This window comes from Paenibacillus pinisoli, from assembly GCF_003605435.1.
GTDB classification, from domain to species: Bacteria; Bacillota; Bacilli; order Paenibacillales; family Paenibacillaceae; genus Pristimantibacillus; species Pristimantibacillus pinisoli.
Window position 1 is genome coordinate 547,386 of sequence record NZ_QXQB01000002.1, and the last position, 13,210, is coordinate 560,595.

Consider the following 13,210-nt stretch of genomic DNA (forward strand, 5'->3'; position numbering starts at 1 on the left):
CCGTGCGTTCCGGAGGATGGCCACTATCTATTCTATCGATCGATTAGCGCTTGCCGATCATATTTTCAGGACGAACATACTCATCGAATTGCTCTGAAGTCAGCAGGCCGCTGGCAATTGCAGATTCCTTCAGCGTCAGGCCTTTCTTATGAGCATTCTTCGCAATTGCCGCCGCATTCTCATAGCCGATATGCGGGTTCAGCGCTGTAACCAGCATCAGCGATTGATCCAGGTTGCGTTTGATGACCGCTTCATTCGGCTCGATGCCGACCGCGCAATTGTCATTGAAGGAAATCATCGAATCCGCCATCAGCGCAACGGATTGAATGAAGTTGTACAGAATAACCGGCTTGAAGACGTTCAGCTCGAAGTTGCCTTGGCTTGCCGCCATGCCGATTGCCGCATCGTTGCCGATAACCTGGCATACCGCCATAGTCATCGCTTCGCTTTGCGTCGGATTGACTTTGCCCGGCATGATGGAGCTGCCCGGCTCGTTCTCCGGAATCGTCAGCTCGCCGATGCCGCAGCGCGGACCGCTTGCCAGCCATCTGACGTCGTTGGCGATTTTCATCAGGTTCGCAGCCAGCGCCTTGATGGCGCCATGCGTGTAGACCATTTGGTCATGGCTCGTCAAGGAATGGAACTTGTTTCTCGCTGTGATGAACTTTTTGCCAGTCAGCGCCGTTACTTCCTCAGCTACCGCAACCGCATAGTCCGGATGCGCGTTAAGGCCCGTACCTACGGCTGTGCCGCCAAGAGCCAGCTCGCGCATGGTGTCGACGCTTTGAACAAGCATCGCGCGCGTATTGTCCAGCATGGAATACCAGCCGCTAATTTCTTGGCCGAGCGTAATAGGAGTCGCGTCTTGAAGATGGGTACGGCCGATTTTGACCAGATCATTGAACTTCTCTGCCTTCGCGTACAGCGTCGCGTTCAGCAGGTCCAGCGCCGGCAGCAAGCGGTCTTCAACTGCAATAACGCCAGCGATATGCATAGCCGCAGGGAACGTATCGTTGGAGCTTTGGGAACGGTTCACATCATCGTTCGGGTGGATGCGCGTCGCGCTGCCTCTTGCTTCAAGCAGCTGGTTGGCGCGGCGTGCCACTACTTCATTCACGTTCATGTTCGTCTGCGTGCCGCTTCCTGTCTGCCATACCACGAGCGGGAATTCGTCATCCCACTTGCCGCTCAAAACTTCGTCTACAGCTTCGCCGATAACAACAGCCTTCTCTTCATCCAATACGCCCAGCTTGCGGTTGGCAAAAGCGGATGCTTTCTTCACGATGGCCATTGCATATACAACTTCGATCGGCATGCGTTCGCCGCTAATTTTGAAGTTCTGCAGGCTGCGCTGCGTTTGCGCGCCCCACAGCTTGTCCGCAGGAACTTTGATCTCGCCCATTGTGTCCTTTTCAATCCGGTAATCCATTCAACCAACGACTCCTTTACGCATTAATATTAGTCCAAGCTTGTACATCCTGTTTCTGTTATAACCCTAATCGCCACTGGAAGCAAGCGCTCCCAAGGCCCATTCTCGCGGGGAAGGACTAGTTGCCCTTCGCCTCGCGGTATGCTGCAATATAAGCGGCCGATTTCTGTTCAATAATAGAGAAGTCTCCTGTCTTCACCGCTTCCTTCGTCAGGTCGGAGCCGATGCCGACGGCTACGGCGCCTGCTTTGATCCAATCCTTCAGATTATCGAGCGATACGCCGCCTGTCGGCATAATGTTCGCTTGTGGCAGCGGTCCTTTGATGGACGGAATCACGCTAGGCGAATACAGGTTGCCCGGGAACAGCTTCACGACGTCAACGCCAAGCTCAAGCGCTGTCTGAATCTCCTGAATCGTCATCGTTCCCGGCATAACCGGAATCGCATAACGGTTGCAAAGCTTAATCGTGTCAGCGTTCAACGAAGGCGCAACCACGTACTCGGCGCCAGCGAGAATCGCAGCCCGGGCCGTCTCCGGATCAAGCACCGTACCCACACCGATAATCGCAAAGTTGTCAGCGTCCGGCGACACGTCGCTGGAATATTCTTTGGACAATTGCTCGATCGCCTTAAGCGCGAACGGAACCGTCATCGTAATTTCAATCGCTTTAATTCCGCCTTTGATGGCGCGGCGGGCCATCTCCGCTACCTCTTCCGCCGAATCGGCGCGCAATACCGCCACAACTCCTGCATCAGTCAGCTGCTGCAGCACTCTAAGCTTCTTCATGATCCAATCCCTCTTCCCTTTATGTGCTTCTTTGTTCGATAATAGACTTAACCTACGGCCCATTATAGACCTTTTCGGGAAACGCATCAATCCGAATACCTAAGCAACTTGTCATGCCGTGGAATTTCGATAGATAAGGATGCGATAGAGCATGGGCGATCCAAGATCAACTAACCGGACGCTTTCTTTAAAAAGACTGAACCGCGCGCTGCTGGAACGCCAGCTGCTGCTGAAGCGAAGCACGATTTCGCCTCTTGAAGCCATCGAGCGTCTGGCGGGCATTCAAGCTCAAGCGCCGATGCCGCCTTATTATGCGTTGTGGAGCCGATTGGAGAACTTTCAACCAGAAGCGCTGGCGCAATTGCTAAGCAACCGCCAGGCGGTCCGAATCGCCTTGATGAGGTCAACGATTCATCTAGTGTCTGCGCGGGATGCCCGCTTTTTTCGGAGGACACTCGCCCCGATGCTGGAACGCAGCATAATTAGCTTTAACGGCAAAAAGCTGAACGGCGTCGATCTGAATCAGTTAGCTGCCGCTACGGTCAAGCTAGCCTCAGAGAAACCCGTCACTTTCGAGGAGCTCGGCAAGCTTCTTCAGCGGGAATGGCCGGAGCATACGCCAGCCGTGCTGTCATCCTCGGCGCGCAATCTGGTGCCGCTCGCCCAAATTCCGCCACGTGGACTCTGGGGACAAGGCGGCGCTGCCAGACATGTGCCTTTGGAGCATTGGCTGGGGAACGGTCCTCATCATTCGGAAGCAGATAGCGCAAGCGACGTTCGCCGCGAATATTCATATCACGGTGCTGATGGCACAAGCAACGTTCACCGCAATGATCCAGATAGCGGTGTCGATGACCCTGGTGCGCTGGAAACCAACCAGGATGCTGCCATCAAATCCATGCTGTTCCGCTATCTGAGCGCATTCGGTCCCGCTTCCATTAAGGACATGCAGGCATGGTCCGGCATGACTCGGCTCAAGCCTTATATACAAGAATGGATTTCGGAGCTTGAGTGTTTCCAGGATGAAGCAGGCAACGACCTGTATGATTTGCCTGGCGCCCCGCTCCCGCCGGAAGATACGCCTGCTCCCCCTCGCTATCTGTCCGAATTTGACAACATGCTTATTTCATATAACGACCGTTCACGAATTATGCCTGCAGCATATAAGCCTAAGATCATTACGATCAACGGCCTGGTTCGATCGACGTTTTTGACGGACGGCTTCGTAAGCGGCATATATTCAATCGAAGTAGATAAAGAAACAGCAACTCTTCGGCTTCAACCGTTCGAGCCAATCAGCAGTGCGGATCTGGAATTGCTTCGAGAAGAAGGGGCGCGCTTGCTCGAATTTGTCGCGCCGTACAAGCAGCATTGCTTTGTAGTTGATGAGATCCAATGAAATCCGCAAAGAATAGCGGTGTGCAGACCTGCAATATGTGAAGACCATTCCGGAATCATAGCCTTGATCCAGCATTGATGTCATTTTTGCGGGATTGAGGCTTTTGCTAATTGGATTTTATAGTTATAAACTATATAGTTTATTTATTTTATATATTTCAACTATGGAGAAAAGGCATGTAAGATGAAGTTATCGAATCGATTCGACATCCAAACAGCTAGTTTTATTGAAAATATGACTGTCCGATGACGAGGAGGATGTAACATGGAAAACAACGTTAAAAAGCAATTTGACCAAGCTGCGCCAAGCTATGATGACAAGCACGGGAAGCTGATTCCTTGCTATGAGGATTTCTACGGCGCTGCTGTAACTTGGGCGGAAGTAAATAATAACTCGCCTTATATTCTTGATCTGGGCGCAGGTACGGGAAGGCTCACAGGCATGCTGCTGGACAAATATCCCGGCGCGCATGTGACGCTAATCGATCTCAGCGAAGATATGCTGCAGAAGGCCAGAGAACGGTTTGCCGGCAACTCCAATCTGGAATACATTGCAGCCGACTATTTGAACTATGAGTACGATCGCAGCTATTGTATGGTCGTCTCCTCTCTTTCCATCCACCATCTGACTCACGAGGACAAACAAGCTTTGTTCCGCAAAATCCGCTCTCTGCTGAAACCCGGCGGCGTATTCGTCAATGCGGATCAGGCGGCAGGCTCCTCCCCTGCGTTCGTCGCCGAATTCAAGCGGCTTTGGCTGGAGGCGGTAACCGCCACCGATCTGAAGCCGGAAGATATCGAGGCCTCCCAAAAGCGCAGACTGCTGGACATTGACGCTACACTGACTGACCAGCTGCAATGGCTGCGCGACGCCGGCTTCTCCGAAGTCGACAGCGTATACCGCAACCGCGAGTTCACGGTGTTTGTCGCTAAGGCTTAGCGTTATGTAGGGCGCGTTCGCGGGCGTTTAAGCTCGCGAACGCGCCGTTAATTTGCCATTTCGAGCGCTCACGAACCTCTAAGCGCGCCACACGGCGCTAATCCAACATTCCGGGCTCTCGCGAACTGCTAAGCGCGCCACACGGCGCTAATCAGCCATTTCGAGCGCTCACGAACTTCTAAGCGCTCCACACGGCGCTAAGCCGCCATTTCGAGCGCTCACGAACCTCTAAGCGCACCACGCGTCGCTAATCCAACATTCCGGGCTCTCACGCACTTCTAAGCACGCCACACGGCGCTAAGCCGCCATTTCGAGCTCTCACGAACCTCTAAGCACGCCACACGGCGCTAATCCAACATTCCGGGCTCTCGCGAACTGCTAAGCGCGCCACACGGCGCTAAGCCGCCATTTCGAGCTCTCACGCACTTCTAAGCACGCCACGCGTCGCTAATCCGCCATTTCGAGCGCTCACGAACTTCTAAGCGCTCCACACGGCGCTAAGCCGCTATTTCGAACGCACAAGAGACGTCTAACCACGCACACACCGCTAATCCGTCATTTCGTTCTCACACAATCGTCTAACCGCACCCCAAAACACTATCTCGCTGACGGATCACAACCCGCACACCCCCATCGCCAAGCACTAAAACAAAAGAGCAAGCCGCACCCTATGGCGCGGCTTGCCCTATATAATAGTTATAAGTCCCTGCTACTTCCGTTTTGTCAGCAAAACGTAACAAATGAAGGCAGCCAATACGAGCGAAGAGATAACGATCGCGAGCGGCACGGCTGTGCCTTCGCCGCCCAAGCCGACTAGAGGTGCGGCGAGACCGCCGAAGATGAAGGACAGCATGCCGAGCAGAGCCGAAGCGCTCCCGGCGTTCTGACCCTGGTCCTGCAGCGCCAGGGATGTTGTCGTAGCGGACGTAATGCCTAGGCTGGATACGACCAGGAAGAATCCTGCGATGATCACCGGCAATTCCAGCTTCATGAAAGCCGTCGCGAGCAGCAGCACAGAGCCGCAAGCCGCCATCGCAAGTCCGCTGATGAGCAGCTTGCGCGCTTCTACCTTGCCAGCTAATCGGCCCGCGATCTGGCTTGCGATAATAATGCCGATGCCGTTCAGGCCGAAGATATAACTGTATGTTCTTGGCGTCACATTATAAATTTCTTGCAGCACGAACGATGAACCGGAGATGTACGCGAACATCGCCGCCATCATAAAGCCTTGCGTCATCGCATAGCCCATGAAGACGCGGTCGCCTGCCAGCCTGCCGAATATCCTCAGCGTATTGCCGAGTCCCCCGGACTGGCGGCGCTCCGCCGGAAGCGTCTCCTTCAAGCCAAAGTAGATCGCCGCCATCATTAGCAGCCCGGATACGCTCAGTACCGCGAATACGCCTCTCCACGAGGTGAAGTTCAATATTTCCGCTCCAATCATTGGAGCAAGAATCGGAGCAGCCCCGTTGATCAGCATCAATAGGGCAAAAAACTTCGTAAGCTCTACGCCGGAATACAAGTCCCTCACGCTTGCGCGGGCTATGACGATGCCTGCCGCGCCAGCGAGGCCTTGCACGAATCGAAGCGCGATAAAGGTCCATATATTCGGGGAGATTACGCATAGCAAGGATACAACCGCATACACGGCAATGCCGATCAGCAGCGGCCGCCTTCTCCCTATCACATCGCTTATGGGACCAACGATTAATTGTCCGAGCGCGATGCCGAGCAAGCAGGCGGTAAGGCTAAGCTGCGCGACTGAAGCCGAGGCGCCGAGCTCTCCGGCAAGCGCAGGCAGCGCAGGCAAATACATATCAATAGACAGCGGTCCGATACCGGACAGCGCGCCTAATATTAACGCGATCCATAACCGCTTGGATCGTCCTACTGGTGCAGTTGTTGCCGTATTAACGGCGGACTTTGCGGTATTCATGATGGCAACCCTTCTCTCTTCTCTATAGCAGCACAAAAAACATAAGTCCAATTGTACTCCTGAAACTTTATTCTGACAACCGCGTAGAGGGAGTAACAAATTGCCAGAAAGAGGTGATTTCATGACCGATCGACCCATAATTCCTATTCCCAGAACGAAGCTGGAATGGCTGCTCGATGGATTATCCCTTCTGGCTTTGGCACTTCCTGCAATCTACTTGTTTATGGTATGGGGAGAGCTTCCCGCAAAGGTGCCGATTCATTTCAACGCGGCTGGAGAAGCGGATGGCTGGGGCGGCAAAGGCACTTCGCTGATACTGCCGGTCATTGGGCTGCTCTTGTTCCTTGGAATGTCGCTGCTGCGCAAAATCCCCCATCACTTTAACTATCCCGTGAAGCTGACCCCGGAAAACGCGGCGCAAATATACCGCCTCTCTATCCAAATGATGAGCTGGATGAAATTCGAAATATCGCTGATGTTCGGCATCATTCTGTGGAATCTCGTCCGCACCGCGCAAGGCCATACCGATGGATTAGGCTGGCTCATGCCCGCTGCGCTTGCCGCTATATTCGGCACCATGATCTACTTCATCGTACAGCTCGCCAAAAAGTAATCAGACGCCAGGCGGTAGTTAGACTGGCTCATGCCGCTGCGCATGCCTCTATATTTGGCACCATGGCCAGGGAATACTCTGCCTAAGAGGTTCATCCTCCACCCTTAACCGCAAAACAAAAAGCTCGACGCCCCCATACCGGGAGAGTCGAGCTTCTTGTTTTTCACATGGTATCAACCCGCCGAAGCGCCTTCTGCAGTAACGCCTGTACGGCGAACCATTGCATACAGCGCGGCGAATCCGGCTACGCCGACCAATGCCATAATGGCGCCGGAGATGTACATCGACTGCGCGCCCATGTTCTGGAACAGCCAGCCGCCGATCACGCCGGCCGCCATGCCGGACACGCCGCCATAGATCAGCGCGTAGACCGCTTGTCCGGAAGCGCGGTATTGCGCTGGTACAAGCAGCGCCGTCAGCTGCGTGCCAATATAATAGAAGCAGCCGAACGTGACGCAGTGAAACAGCTGAACGAATATAATCTGCAATCCGCTGCCTGCTCCCGCCATCAGCGCCCACCGCAGTGTAAACAATAGGCTGACGAAAATCATGCAGAACAGCATGGTCTTGGTGTTGCGCTTCAGATAACGGTCCAGCAGCAGAAACACCGGAATTTCAAATATCGAGGAGAAGAACGCCGCCCAGCCGATCATATCCGCTTGCCCGCCAAGCTCGGCAATATACAGCGCAATGAAGGTCTGGTTCATCGAGTTCGGAACGGAAAGCACAAGGCCAAGCAGCAAGAACAACAGAAACGCCCGATTGGCAAAGATAGAACGATAATTCGTTTTCTCCGCTTTGACCTCTACCTTGGACTCCCCTTTCGGCAAGCCAAACGCGAACAGGATCGACATCAGCATCATCGCCGTGTACAAAATCCACAGCCGCTCAATACCGATCTGCCCGATTACCGGTCCTGATGCGGCCGCCAGAACGGCCCATCCCATCGAGCCCCATAAGCGGAACGAGCCGAATTTGTAATTCGTTCCCTCAATCGCATTCAGAATCAAGCTGTTGCTCTGCGAGAACATCGGCATTTGAAAAAAGAAGAAAAACAGCATCGCCGTATAAATTACGGTATACGATTGCGCCAGAAACACAATTTGCATAATGATGGTGGCGCCAGCCATCATAATGAGGATAACCATGCGAATATTGCGGAACCGGTCGCTTAGATATCCCCACAGCGGATTGGCAATGATAGATACAATGGGACCGCCAGCCATCAGCGTGCCAATCTCAAGCGTTGACCATCCGATCTTTTGCAAATACAGGGCAAAAAACGTACTGTACACCGACAGGGCGCCATAAATGAAAAAGTTGAACGCTTTAATGATGTTATAAGATCTCTTCATTAGAGGAACAGAAGCAACAAAATACCTGCCACGAAGCAATAATAGGCGAAATATTTCAGGTTGCCTTTCTCCATGATGTTCATTAGCCATTTCATTGCGAAATACGTCAGGACTAACGAAGCAAGGAAGGCAAGCGCGTAAGGACCGACCAATGACGATGGGATCGGATCGGTGGAGAAATCCTTCAGCCCCAGCACAACGCCGCCTAAGCTAATCGGAATATATAGCATGAAGGAGAATCTGAGCGCCGTCTCTTGTCTCATGCCTACTGCAATAGATGCAATCACCGTCGAACCCGATCTGCTGATGCCCGGAATAAGCGCAATCGCCTGAGCCAGGCCGACGATCAGGGCATCCTTCGCCTTCAGATCGCCCTCGCGCTTCTTGCCGCGCAAATTGCGGATAAGCCACAAGGCAAGGCCTGTTACCAATAGCGAGATCGCCACCATCTTCGCATGCGAGAAGATATCTTCAATATTCTCCTGGAAGAGGAAGCCGATAAGGCCGGCCGGAATCGTGCCCAGCACAACATAAACGATAAACATAAAGTCCGATTTGTACTCCGCCTTGCGGGTACGGATGAAGCGGTATCCATTCACAATCAACCGCCCGATCATCGCTCTGTAAATAAACAGAATCGCGATAAGCGAAGCCGTGTTCAGGAATATTTCAAAAGTAAGCCCTGTCTGTTCCATTCCCATTAATTCGCGCGCAATAATAACATGTCCGCTAGACGAGATCGGAATCGGCTCCGTGAAGCCTTGAACCGCGCCCAGCACCAAATACTTCAGCCACAAAATAAACTGTTCCATATGCTTTTTCGCTGCCTCCACTCACTGTCTCTTAAGCTTTCTACCGTTCCTAGTATATACGATTTTCATAGCCATTCAAATTACAATACTGTCACATTGCATTTTCAGGTTAAGCAATTGCGGCACAAATCTGCTAGAATGAATATTGCACGCCAAGAACCGGAGGTTATCGAATTGGACTACATCGTGTTAGACATTGAATTCAACGGGCGCAAATTCGCAAGCGATCTGCCCATGGAAGTTATCGAGATCGGAGCAGTCCGCTTGGACGCTTCGCTGCAACCTATAGACGAATTTACCGCATTTATAAAACCGGTCTACTTTCCGAAGCTGAACTCCTTTATCCAGAAAAAGACCGGCATTCCGCAGGAGGCCATTAACAAGGCTTCAGGCTTTCCGAAGGTTATCCGCGACTTTCTCGCATGGCTCGGCAAAAGCGAGCAGCCTGTGCTTGTCACATGGGGCGGCGAGGACTTGAAGCGGATTGTGCTGGATACGCGCATGCACAAGATGGATGACGCCTACTGGCTAGCCATCCCCTATTATGATTTGCTCAAGGGCTATATTCGCATGAAAGGGCTGACCAACGACGTCAGCGTAGAAGCCGCATTGGCGGAGCTGGGGTTGTCTTCGGACGGCTCCGCGCACCGGGCGCTGGACGATGCCCGAATGACCGCCGATATATTCCGCAGCGTATACGCGCAGCTCGACTTCAGCTATACGCAGCATTATAAGGATCTGTACACCAATGCCAAGGAACGCAGGCTGGTGAAGAATGCGATCCGGATGCTCCGTACCCAGAAGCTGGCTCCTACATGGGAGTCGTTCGTGGAGCATGTGCTGAAGGACAAAGTGAAGCTGGACGATCCGCGCAAGGGAGCGGAGCTGAAGAGCTATTTCGAGGCAGAGCTGGAGAAGCAGGCAAGCAAGCCGCTGCCGGAGAAGAAGCCGGCAAAGGCCAAAGCCGAGCCGCCATCGGAGCCGGCGTCCGCAGACCATACCTCGGCGCAGGATTCAGCAGCAGATGATAATATGGAAGCTGGAGATTCGGAGAAACAATAACCACTCGGATTCGAAAAGGAAAAGATCGCAGAATGCGCCTCCTGATGGCGTGATCTGCGATCTTTTTCGTTGCCGGAACGATCGTCAATGACCTTATCGGGGTTGTTCGAATTCGACAATTTCAAGATTGAACGGATTCCCTGTCTTTTTCCCAAAAATGTCTTTGACAGCGGTAGTCAGCGGGGGTATGATCTTCGTTGTGCATGATTGCGCAGCGCTTATTATTTATTGTTTTTTTAAACAAATATATAAATAAAGAACTGGAGAGAGCATCACCTATGACACGCAGCTTGAAAGGCTTTACCGGCATCGAGCTTCTCTATCTGATCGGTATTGTCGCTATATCTTTTTCTTCTATTTTTGTCCGGTGGTCTGAGGCCGATGTGGCGGTCATCGCGATGTACCGGCTTTATCTGACCAATGTGCTGCTGCTTCCTTTTGTATGGAAATACCGTTCATCGCTGTTCCGGCTCAGCAAGCGGCAATGGGGCTGGCTCGCCGCCTCAGGGGCCATGCTTGCCCTGCATTTTCTGCTATGGATGGCATCGCTCCGCTATACGACCGTCGCCAGCTCGACCGTCATTCTGACACTGGAGCCGCTGATGGTCATGTTAGGCTCGTACTGGCTGTTCCGCACGAAAGCGAACAGCATGATGTTATGGGGAATGGGCATCGCCATTGCCGGGTCAGTCGTCATTGGAGCCGGCGATTTCCGTCTATCCGGCACCGCCCTATATGGAGACGCATTGTCGTTCTTCGGCACCGTAGCCGTAGCGCTTCATATGCTGATCGGCAAGAAGCTCCGCGAGAGTATGGATGCTTTTCCGTATAATTTCTGGGTATTTGCCCTTGCCGCAACCTTCCTGGCCGTCTATAACGTCATTCAAGGAAATGCTTTCACAGGCTATGAGACCCGCGAGTGGGGAATCTTCCTGCTGCTGGCGATTGTGCCTACTCTATTCGGGCATTACTTGTTCAACTGGCTGCTGAAATATATGAACGCCACTGCCGTCTCGATGTCCGTGCTTGGCGAGCCCGTCATCGCTTCCCTGCTGGCTTGGGTGCTGCTGAAGGAAGCGCTGACCGCGTACCAGCTTGGAGCCGGCATCTTCATCTTGTTCGGCGTATGGCTATTTCTGCGTTACGGAGAGAAAGCCGAGATGCCAAAACCCGCGCCTGTTAACCAAAGTTTGCTTTGACAGGAACTAGGGCAAAATTGTATAATTTTTGTGAATAATCGTATAAAAATCCGAACGTGTTACCGAAAGGGCATTAGTTCAAGAAATGATAGCATTCTTGAGCTATGCCCTCTTTTTCTTCCATAAAATGGGGTGTCTAACAAAAAATGAGTTACATTCAGCGTATCGGCCGTTCATTTATGATTCCCATTGCCGTGATGCCTGCGGCCGCCATTCTGTACCGGTTCGGCAAGATTGAGTTCGGCCATCCTTTCCTGGTCAAGCTTGCAGCGATCTGCGAAGCCGCTGGCGGCGCTATCTTCGACCATCTTCCCCTGCTCTTCGCCATCGGCATTGCCATTGGCCTGACGCAGGGAAAAGGCGTTGCCGCCCTGTCCGCAGCCGTAGGCTATATGGTGTTCCAGGAAGTCATGCGCACCTTCGAGGTGATGCAGTCCAGCGATCTGGCCGAGACGAACATGCAGATGGGCGTTCTTGGCGGTCTGATTACCGGCGGCATTACCGCCTATCTCTACAATCGGTTCAAGGACACGCAATTGCCGCAGGCGCTTGGTTTCTTCGCAGGCAGGCGGTTCGTTCCCATCATTACCGCGCTTACGATGACCGTTATCGGCGGCCTGCTCGGTTTTATCTGGATGCCGATCCAGGACATTATCCAAGGCTTCGGACTATGGCTGGAATCAACGGGCGGAATCGGAACCTTCCTGTACGGCACCATTAATCGATTGCTGATCCCGACAGGGCTCCATCATATCGTGAACCATATCTTATGGTTCCAGATCGGCGAGTTCGCGGAAGCCGGAGGCAAGATCGCCCAGGGCGATTTGACGCGGTTTTATGCAGGAGATCCGACGGCGGGCACCTACATGACCGGCTTCTTCCCGATTATGATGTTCGGCTTGCCGGGCGCTGCGATTGCCATGGCGAGATGCGCCAAGCCGGAGAACCGCAAGGTCATTATGTCCATAATGCTAAGCGCAGCTTTCACCTCGTTCCTGACGGGCATTACGGAGCCGATCGAATTTGCCTTTATGCTGGTTGCACCTGCGTTGTTTATCGTTCATGCCTTGCTGACGGGACTCTCCATGATGATTATGCATCTTCTGGAGGTCAAGGTCGGCTTCGGATTTTCTGCGGGCTTCATCGATCTGGCCATCAACTGGAGCCAATCGACGAACCCTTGGCTGGTGTTCCCTGTCGGGGCCGCCTACTTTATCGTCTATTACTTTGTATTCTACATCTTGATCCGCGCGTTCAACTTTGCAACGCCCGGCCGGGCAGATGACAAAACGGAAGCGCTTGCGGAAGGGGGACCCTCGTCTTCCTCTCCCGCTCCAGAGCCTCTTCATGAGTCTGCTGTTGAGTCTGTGGCCTCCGTCCCGGCGCCTGCGGTCAGCGCGCTCAGAACGCCTAATCATAAGCTGATTGCCTACAAAGCTGCGGAAGTGACGGAGCTCATCGGCGGGTACGCGAACATGGTCGATATCGACGCTTGCATTACCAGGCTGCGCCTGACGCTGAACGATCCCGCTCTTGTCCAGGAGCAGAAGCTGCGCGAGCTGGGCGCCGCCGGCATTATCCGTATCGGGAGAAACGGAGTTCATGTTGTTTTCGGAACGGACTCCGAGCTGATCAAGGAAGAGATTCTGAAGGCGCAAACCAACCAAAACACGGAGTGAATG

At 53.1% G+C, this 13,210-nt stretch carries 11 protein-coding genes; 6 read left to right on the forward strand and 5 right to left on the reverse strand.

What is annotated here, in order from left to right; genetic code table 11:
* Positions 1-43 precede the first annotated feature (43 nt).
* Both fumC and D3P09_RS09865 read right to left on the reverse strand, forming a co-directional pair.
* Positions 44-1,429 carry a class II fumarate hydratase gene (fumC, locus tag D3P09_RS09860; RefSeq protein WP_120109393.1) on the reverse strand — a complete coding sequence of 462 codons (1,386 nt, stop codon included), beginning with the start codon at positions 1,427-1,429 and terminating at the stop codon, positions 44-46.
* Positions 1,430-1,547: 118 nt separating this feature from the next.
* Positions 1,548-2,216 carry a bifunctional 2-keto-4-hydroxyglutarate aldolase/2-keto-3-deoxy-6-phosphogluconate aldolase gene (locus D3P09_RS09865; RefSeq protein ID WP_120109395.1) on the reverse strand — a complete coding sequence of 223 codons (669 nt, stop codon included), beginning with the start codon at positions 2,214-2,216 and terminating at the stop codon, positions 1,548-1,550.
* A gap of 151 nt (positions 2,217-2,367) precedes the next feature.
* On the opposite strand from D3P09_RS09865, the gene D3P09_RS09870 reads away from it, so the two are divergent.
* Complete coding sequence (locus tag D3P09_RS09870) at positions 2,368-3,615, forward strand: winged helix DNA-binding domain-containing protein (RefSeq protein ID WP_120109397.1); 1,248 nt, start codon at positions 2,368-2,370, stop codon at positions 3,613-3,615.
* Positions 3,616-3,879: 264 nt separating this feature from the next.
* The gene (locus tag D3P09_RS09875; protein ID WP_120109399.1) at positions 3,880-4,554 is read left to right on the forward strand and encodes a class I SAM-dependent methyltransferase; all 675 of its coding nucleotides are present in this window, start codon (positions 3,880-3,882) and stop codon (positions 4,552-4,554) included.
* Positions 4,555-5,263: 709 nt separating this feature from the next.
* Here D3P09_RS09875 and D3P09_RS09880 read toward each other — a convergent pair.
* The gene (locus D3P09_RS09880; RefSeq protein WP_120109400.1) at positions 5,264-6,487 is read right to left on the reverse strand and encodes a multidrug effflux MFS transporter; all 1,224 of its coding nucleotides are present in this window, start codon (positions 6,485-6,487) and stop codon (positions 5,264-5,266) included.
* Between the two features lie 121 nt (positions 6,488-6,608).
* On the opposite strand from D3P09_RS09880, the gene D3P09_RS09885 reads away from it, so the two are divergent.
* Positions 6,609-7,100 carry a DUF1648 domain-containing protein gene (locus tag D3P09_RS09885; protein ID WP_120109402.1) on the forward strand — a complete coding sequence of 164 codons (492 nt, stop codon included), beginning with the start codon at positions 6,609-6,611 and terminating at the stop codon, positions 7,098-7,100.
* Positions 7,101-7,273: 173 nt separating this feature from the next.
* Here the strand turns inward: D3P09_RS09885 and D3P09_RS09890 are convergent, their stop codons facing one another.
* Positions 7,274-8,455: an MFS transporter gene (locus D3P09_RS09890; RefSeq protein ID WP_120109403.1), complete on the reverse strand. Its 1,182-nt coding sequence runs from the start codon at positions 8,453-8,455 to the stop codon at positions 7,274-7,276.
* Positions 8,455-9,267 (reverse strand): undecaprenyl-diphosphate phosphatase, encoded by an 813-nt coding sequence (locus D3P09_RS09895; RefSeq protein ID WP_120110705.1) that lies wholly within the window; start codon positions 9,265-9,267, stop codon positions 8,455-8,457. Before D3P09_RS09895 ends, D3P09_RS09890 begins: the two co-directional genes overlap by 1 nt.
* Before the next feature lie 174 nt (positions 9,268-9,441).
* Between D3P09_RS09895 and D3P09_RS09900 the strand changes: the two genes are divergently transcribed.
* The 3 genes from D3P09_RS09900 (at position 9,442) to D3P09_RS09910 (ending at position 13,207) form a co-directional block, all read left to right on the forward strand.
* Positions 9,442-10,329 carry a 3'-5' exonuclease gene (locus D3P09_RS09900; RefSeq protein ID WP_120109405.1) on the forward strand — a complete coding sequence of 296 codons (888 nt, stop codon included), beginning with the start codon at positions 9,442-9,444 and terminating at the stop codon, positions 10,327-10,329.
* Between the two features lie 278 nt (positions 10,330-10,607).
* Entirely contained in the window at positions 10,608-11,528 is a 921-nt protein-coding gene (locus D3P09_RS09905) for a DMT family transporter (RefSeq protein WP_120109407.1), read from the forward strand.
* 146 nt (positions 11,529-11,674) lie between these two features.
* Positions 11,675-13,207: a PTS transporter subunit EIIC gene (locus tag D3P09_RS09910; protein ID WP_120109408.1), complete on the forward strand. Its 1,533-nt coding sequence runs from the start codon at positions 11,675-11,677 to the stop codon at positions 13,205-13,207.
* The last annotated feature ends 3 nt before the right edge of the window (positions 13,208-13,210 follow it).

Coding starts and splice junctions, on each gene's coding strand:
- D3P09_RS09880 (WP_120109400.1), bottom strand. CDS start 6,487: ATGAATACCGCAAAGTCCGCCGTTAATACGGCAACAACTGCACCAGTA.
- D3P09_RS09865 (WP_120109395.1), bottom strand. CDS start 2,216: ATGAAGAAGCTTAGAGTGCTGCAGCAGCTGACTGATGCAGGAGTTGTG.
- D3P09_RS09910 (WP_120109408.1), top strand. CDS start 11,675: ATGAGTTACATTCAGCGTATCGGCCGTTCATTTATGATTCCCATTGCC.
- D3P09_RS09895 (WP_120110705.1), bottom strand. CDS start 9,267: ATGGAACAGTTTATTTTGTGGCTGAAGTATTTGGTGCTGGGCGCGGTT.
- fumC (WP_120109393.1), bottom strand. CDS start 1,429: ATGGATTACCGGATTGAAAAGGACACAATGGGCGAGATCAAAGTTCCT.
- D3P09_RS09885 (WP_120109402.1), top strand. CDS start 6,609: ATGACCGATCGACCCATAATTCCTATTCCCAGAACGAAGCTGGAATGG.
- D3P09_RS09870 (WP_120109397.1), top strand. CDS start 2,368: ATGGGCGATCCAAGATCAACTAACCGGACGCTTTCTTTAAAAAGACTG.
- D3P09_RS09890 (WP_120109403.1), bottom strand. CDS start 8,455: ATGAAGAGATCTTATAACATCATTAAAGCGTTCAACTTTTTCATTTAT.
- D3P09_RS09875 (WP_120109399.1), top strand. CDS start 3,880: ATGGAAAACAACGTTAAAAAGCAATTTGACCAAGCTGCGCCAAGCTAT.
- D3P09_RS09905 (WP_120109407.1), top strand. CDS start 10,608: ATGACACGCAGCTTGAAAGGCTTTACCGGCATCGAGCTTCTCTATCTG.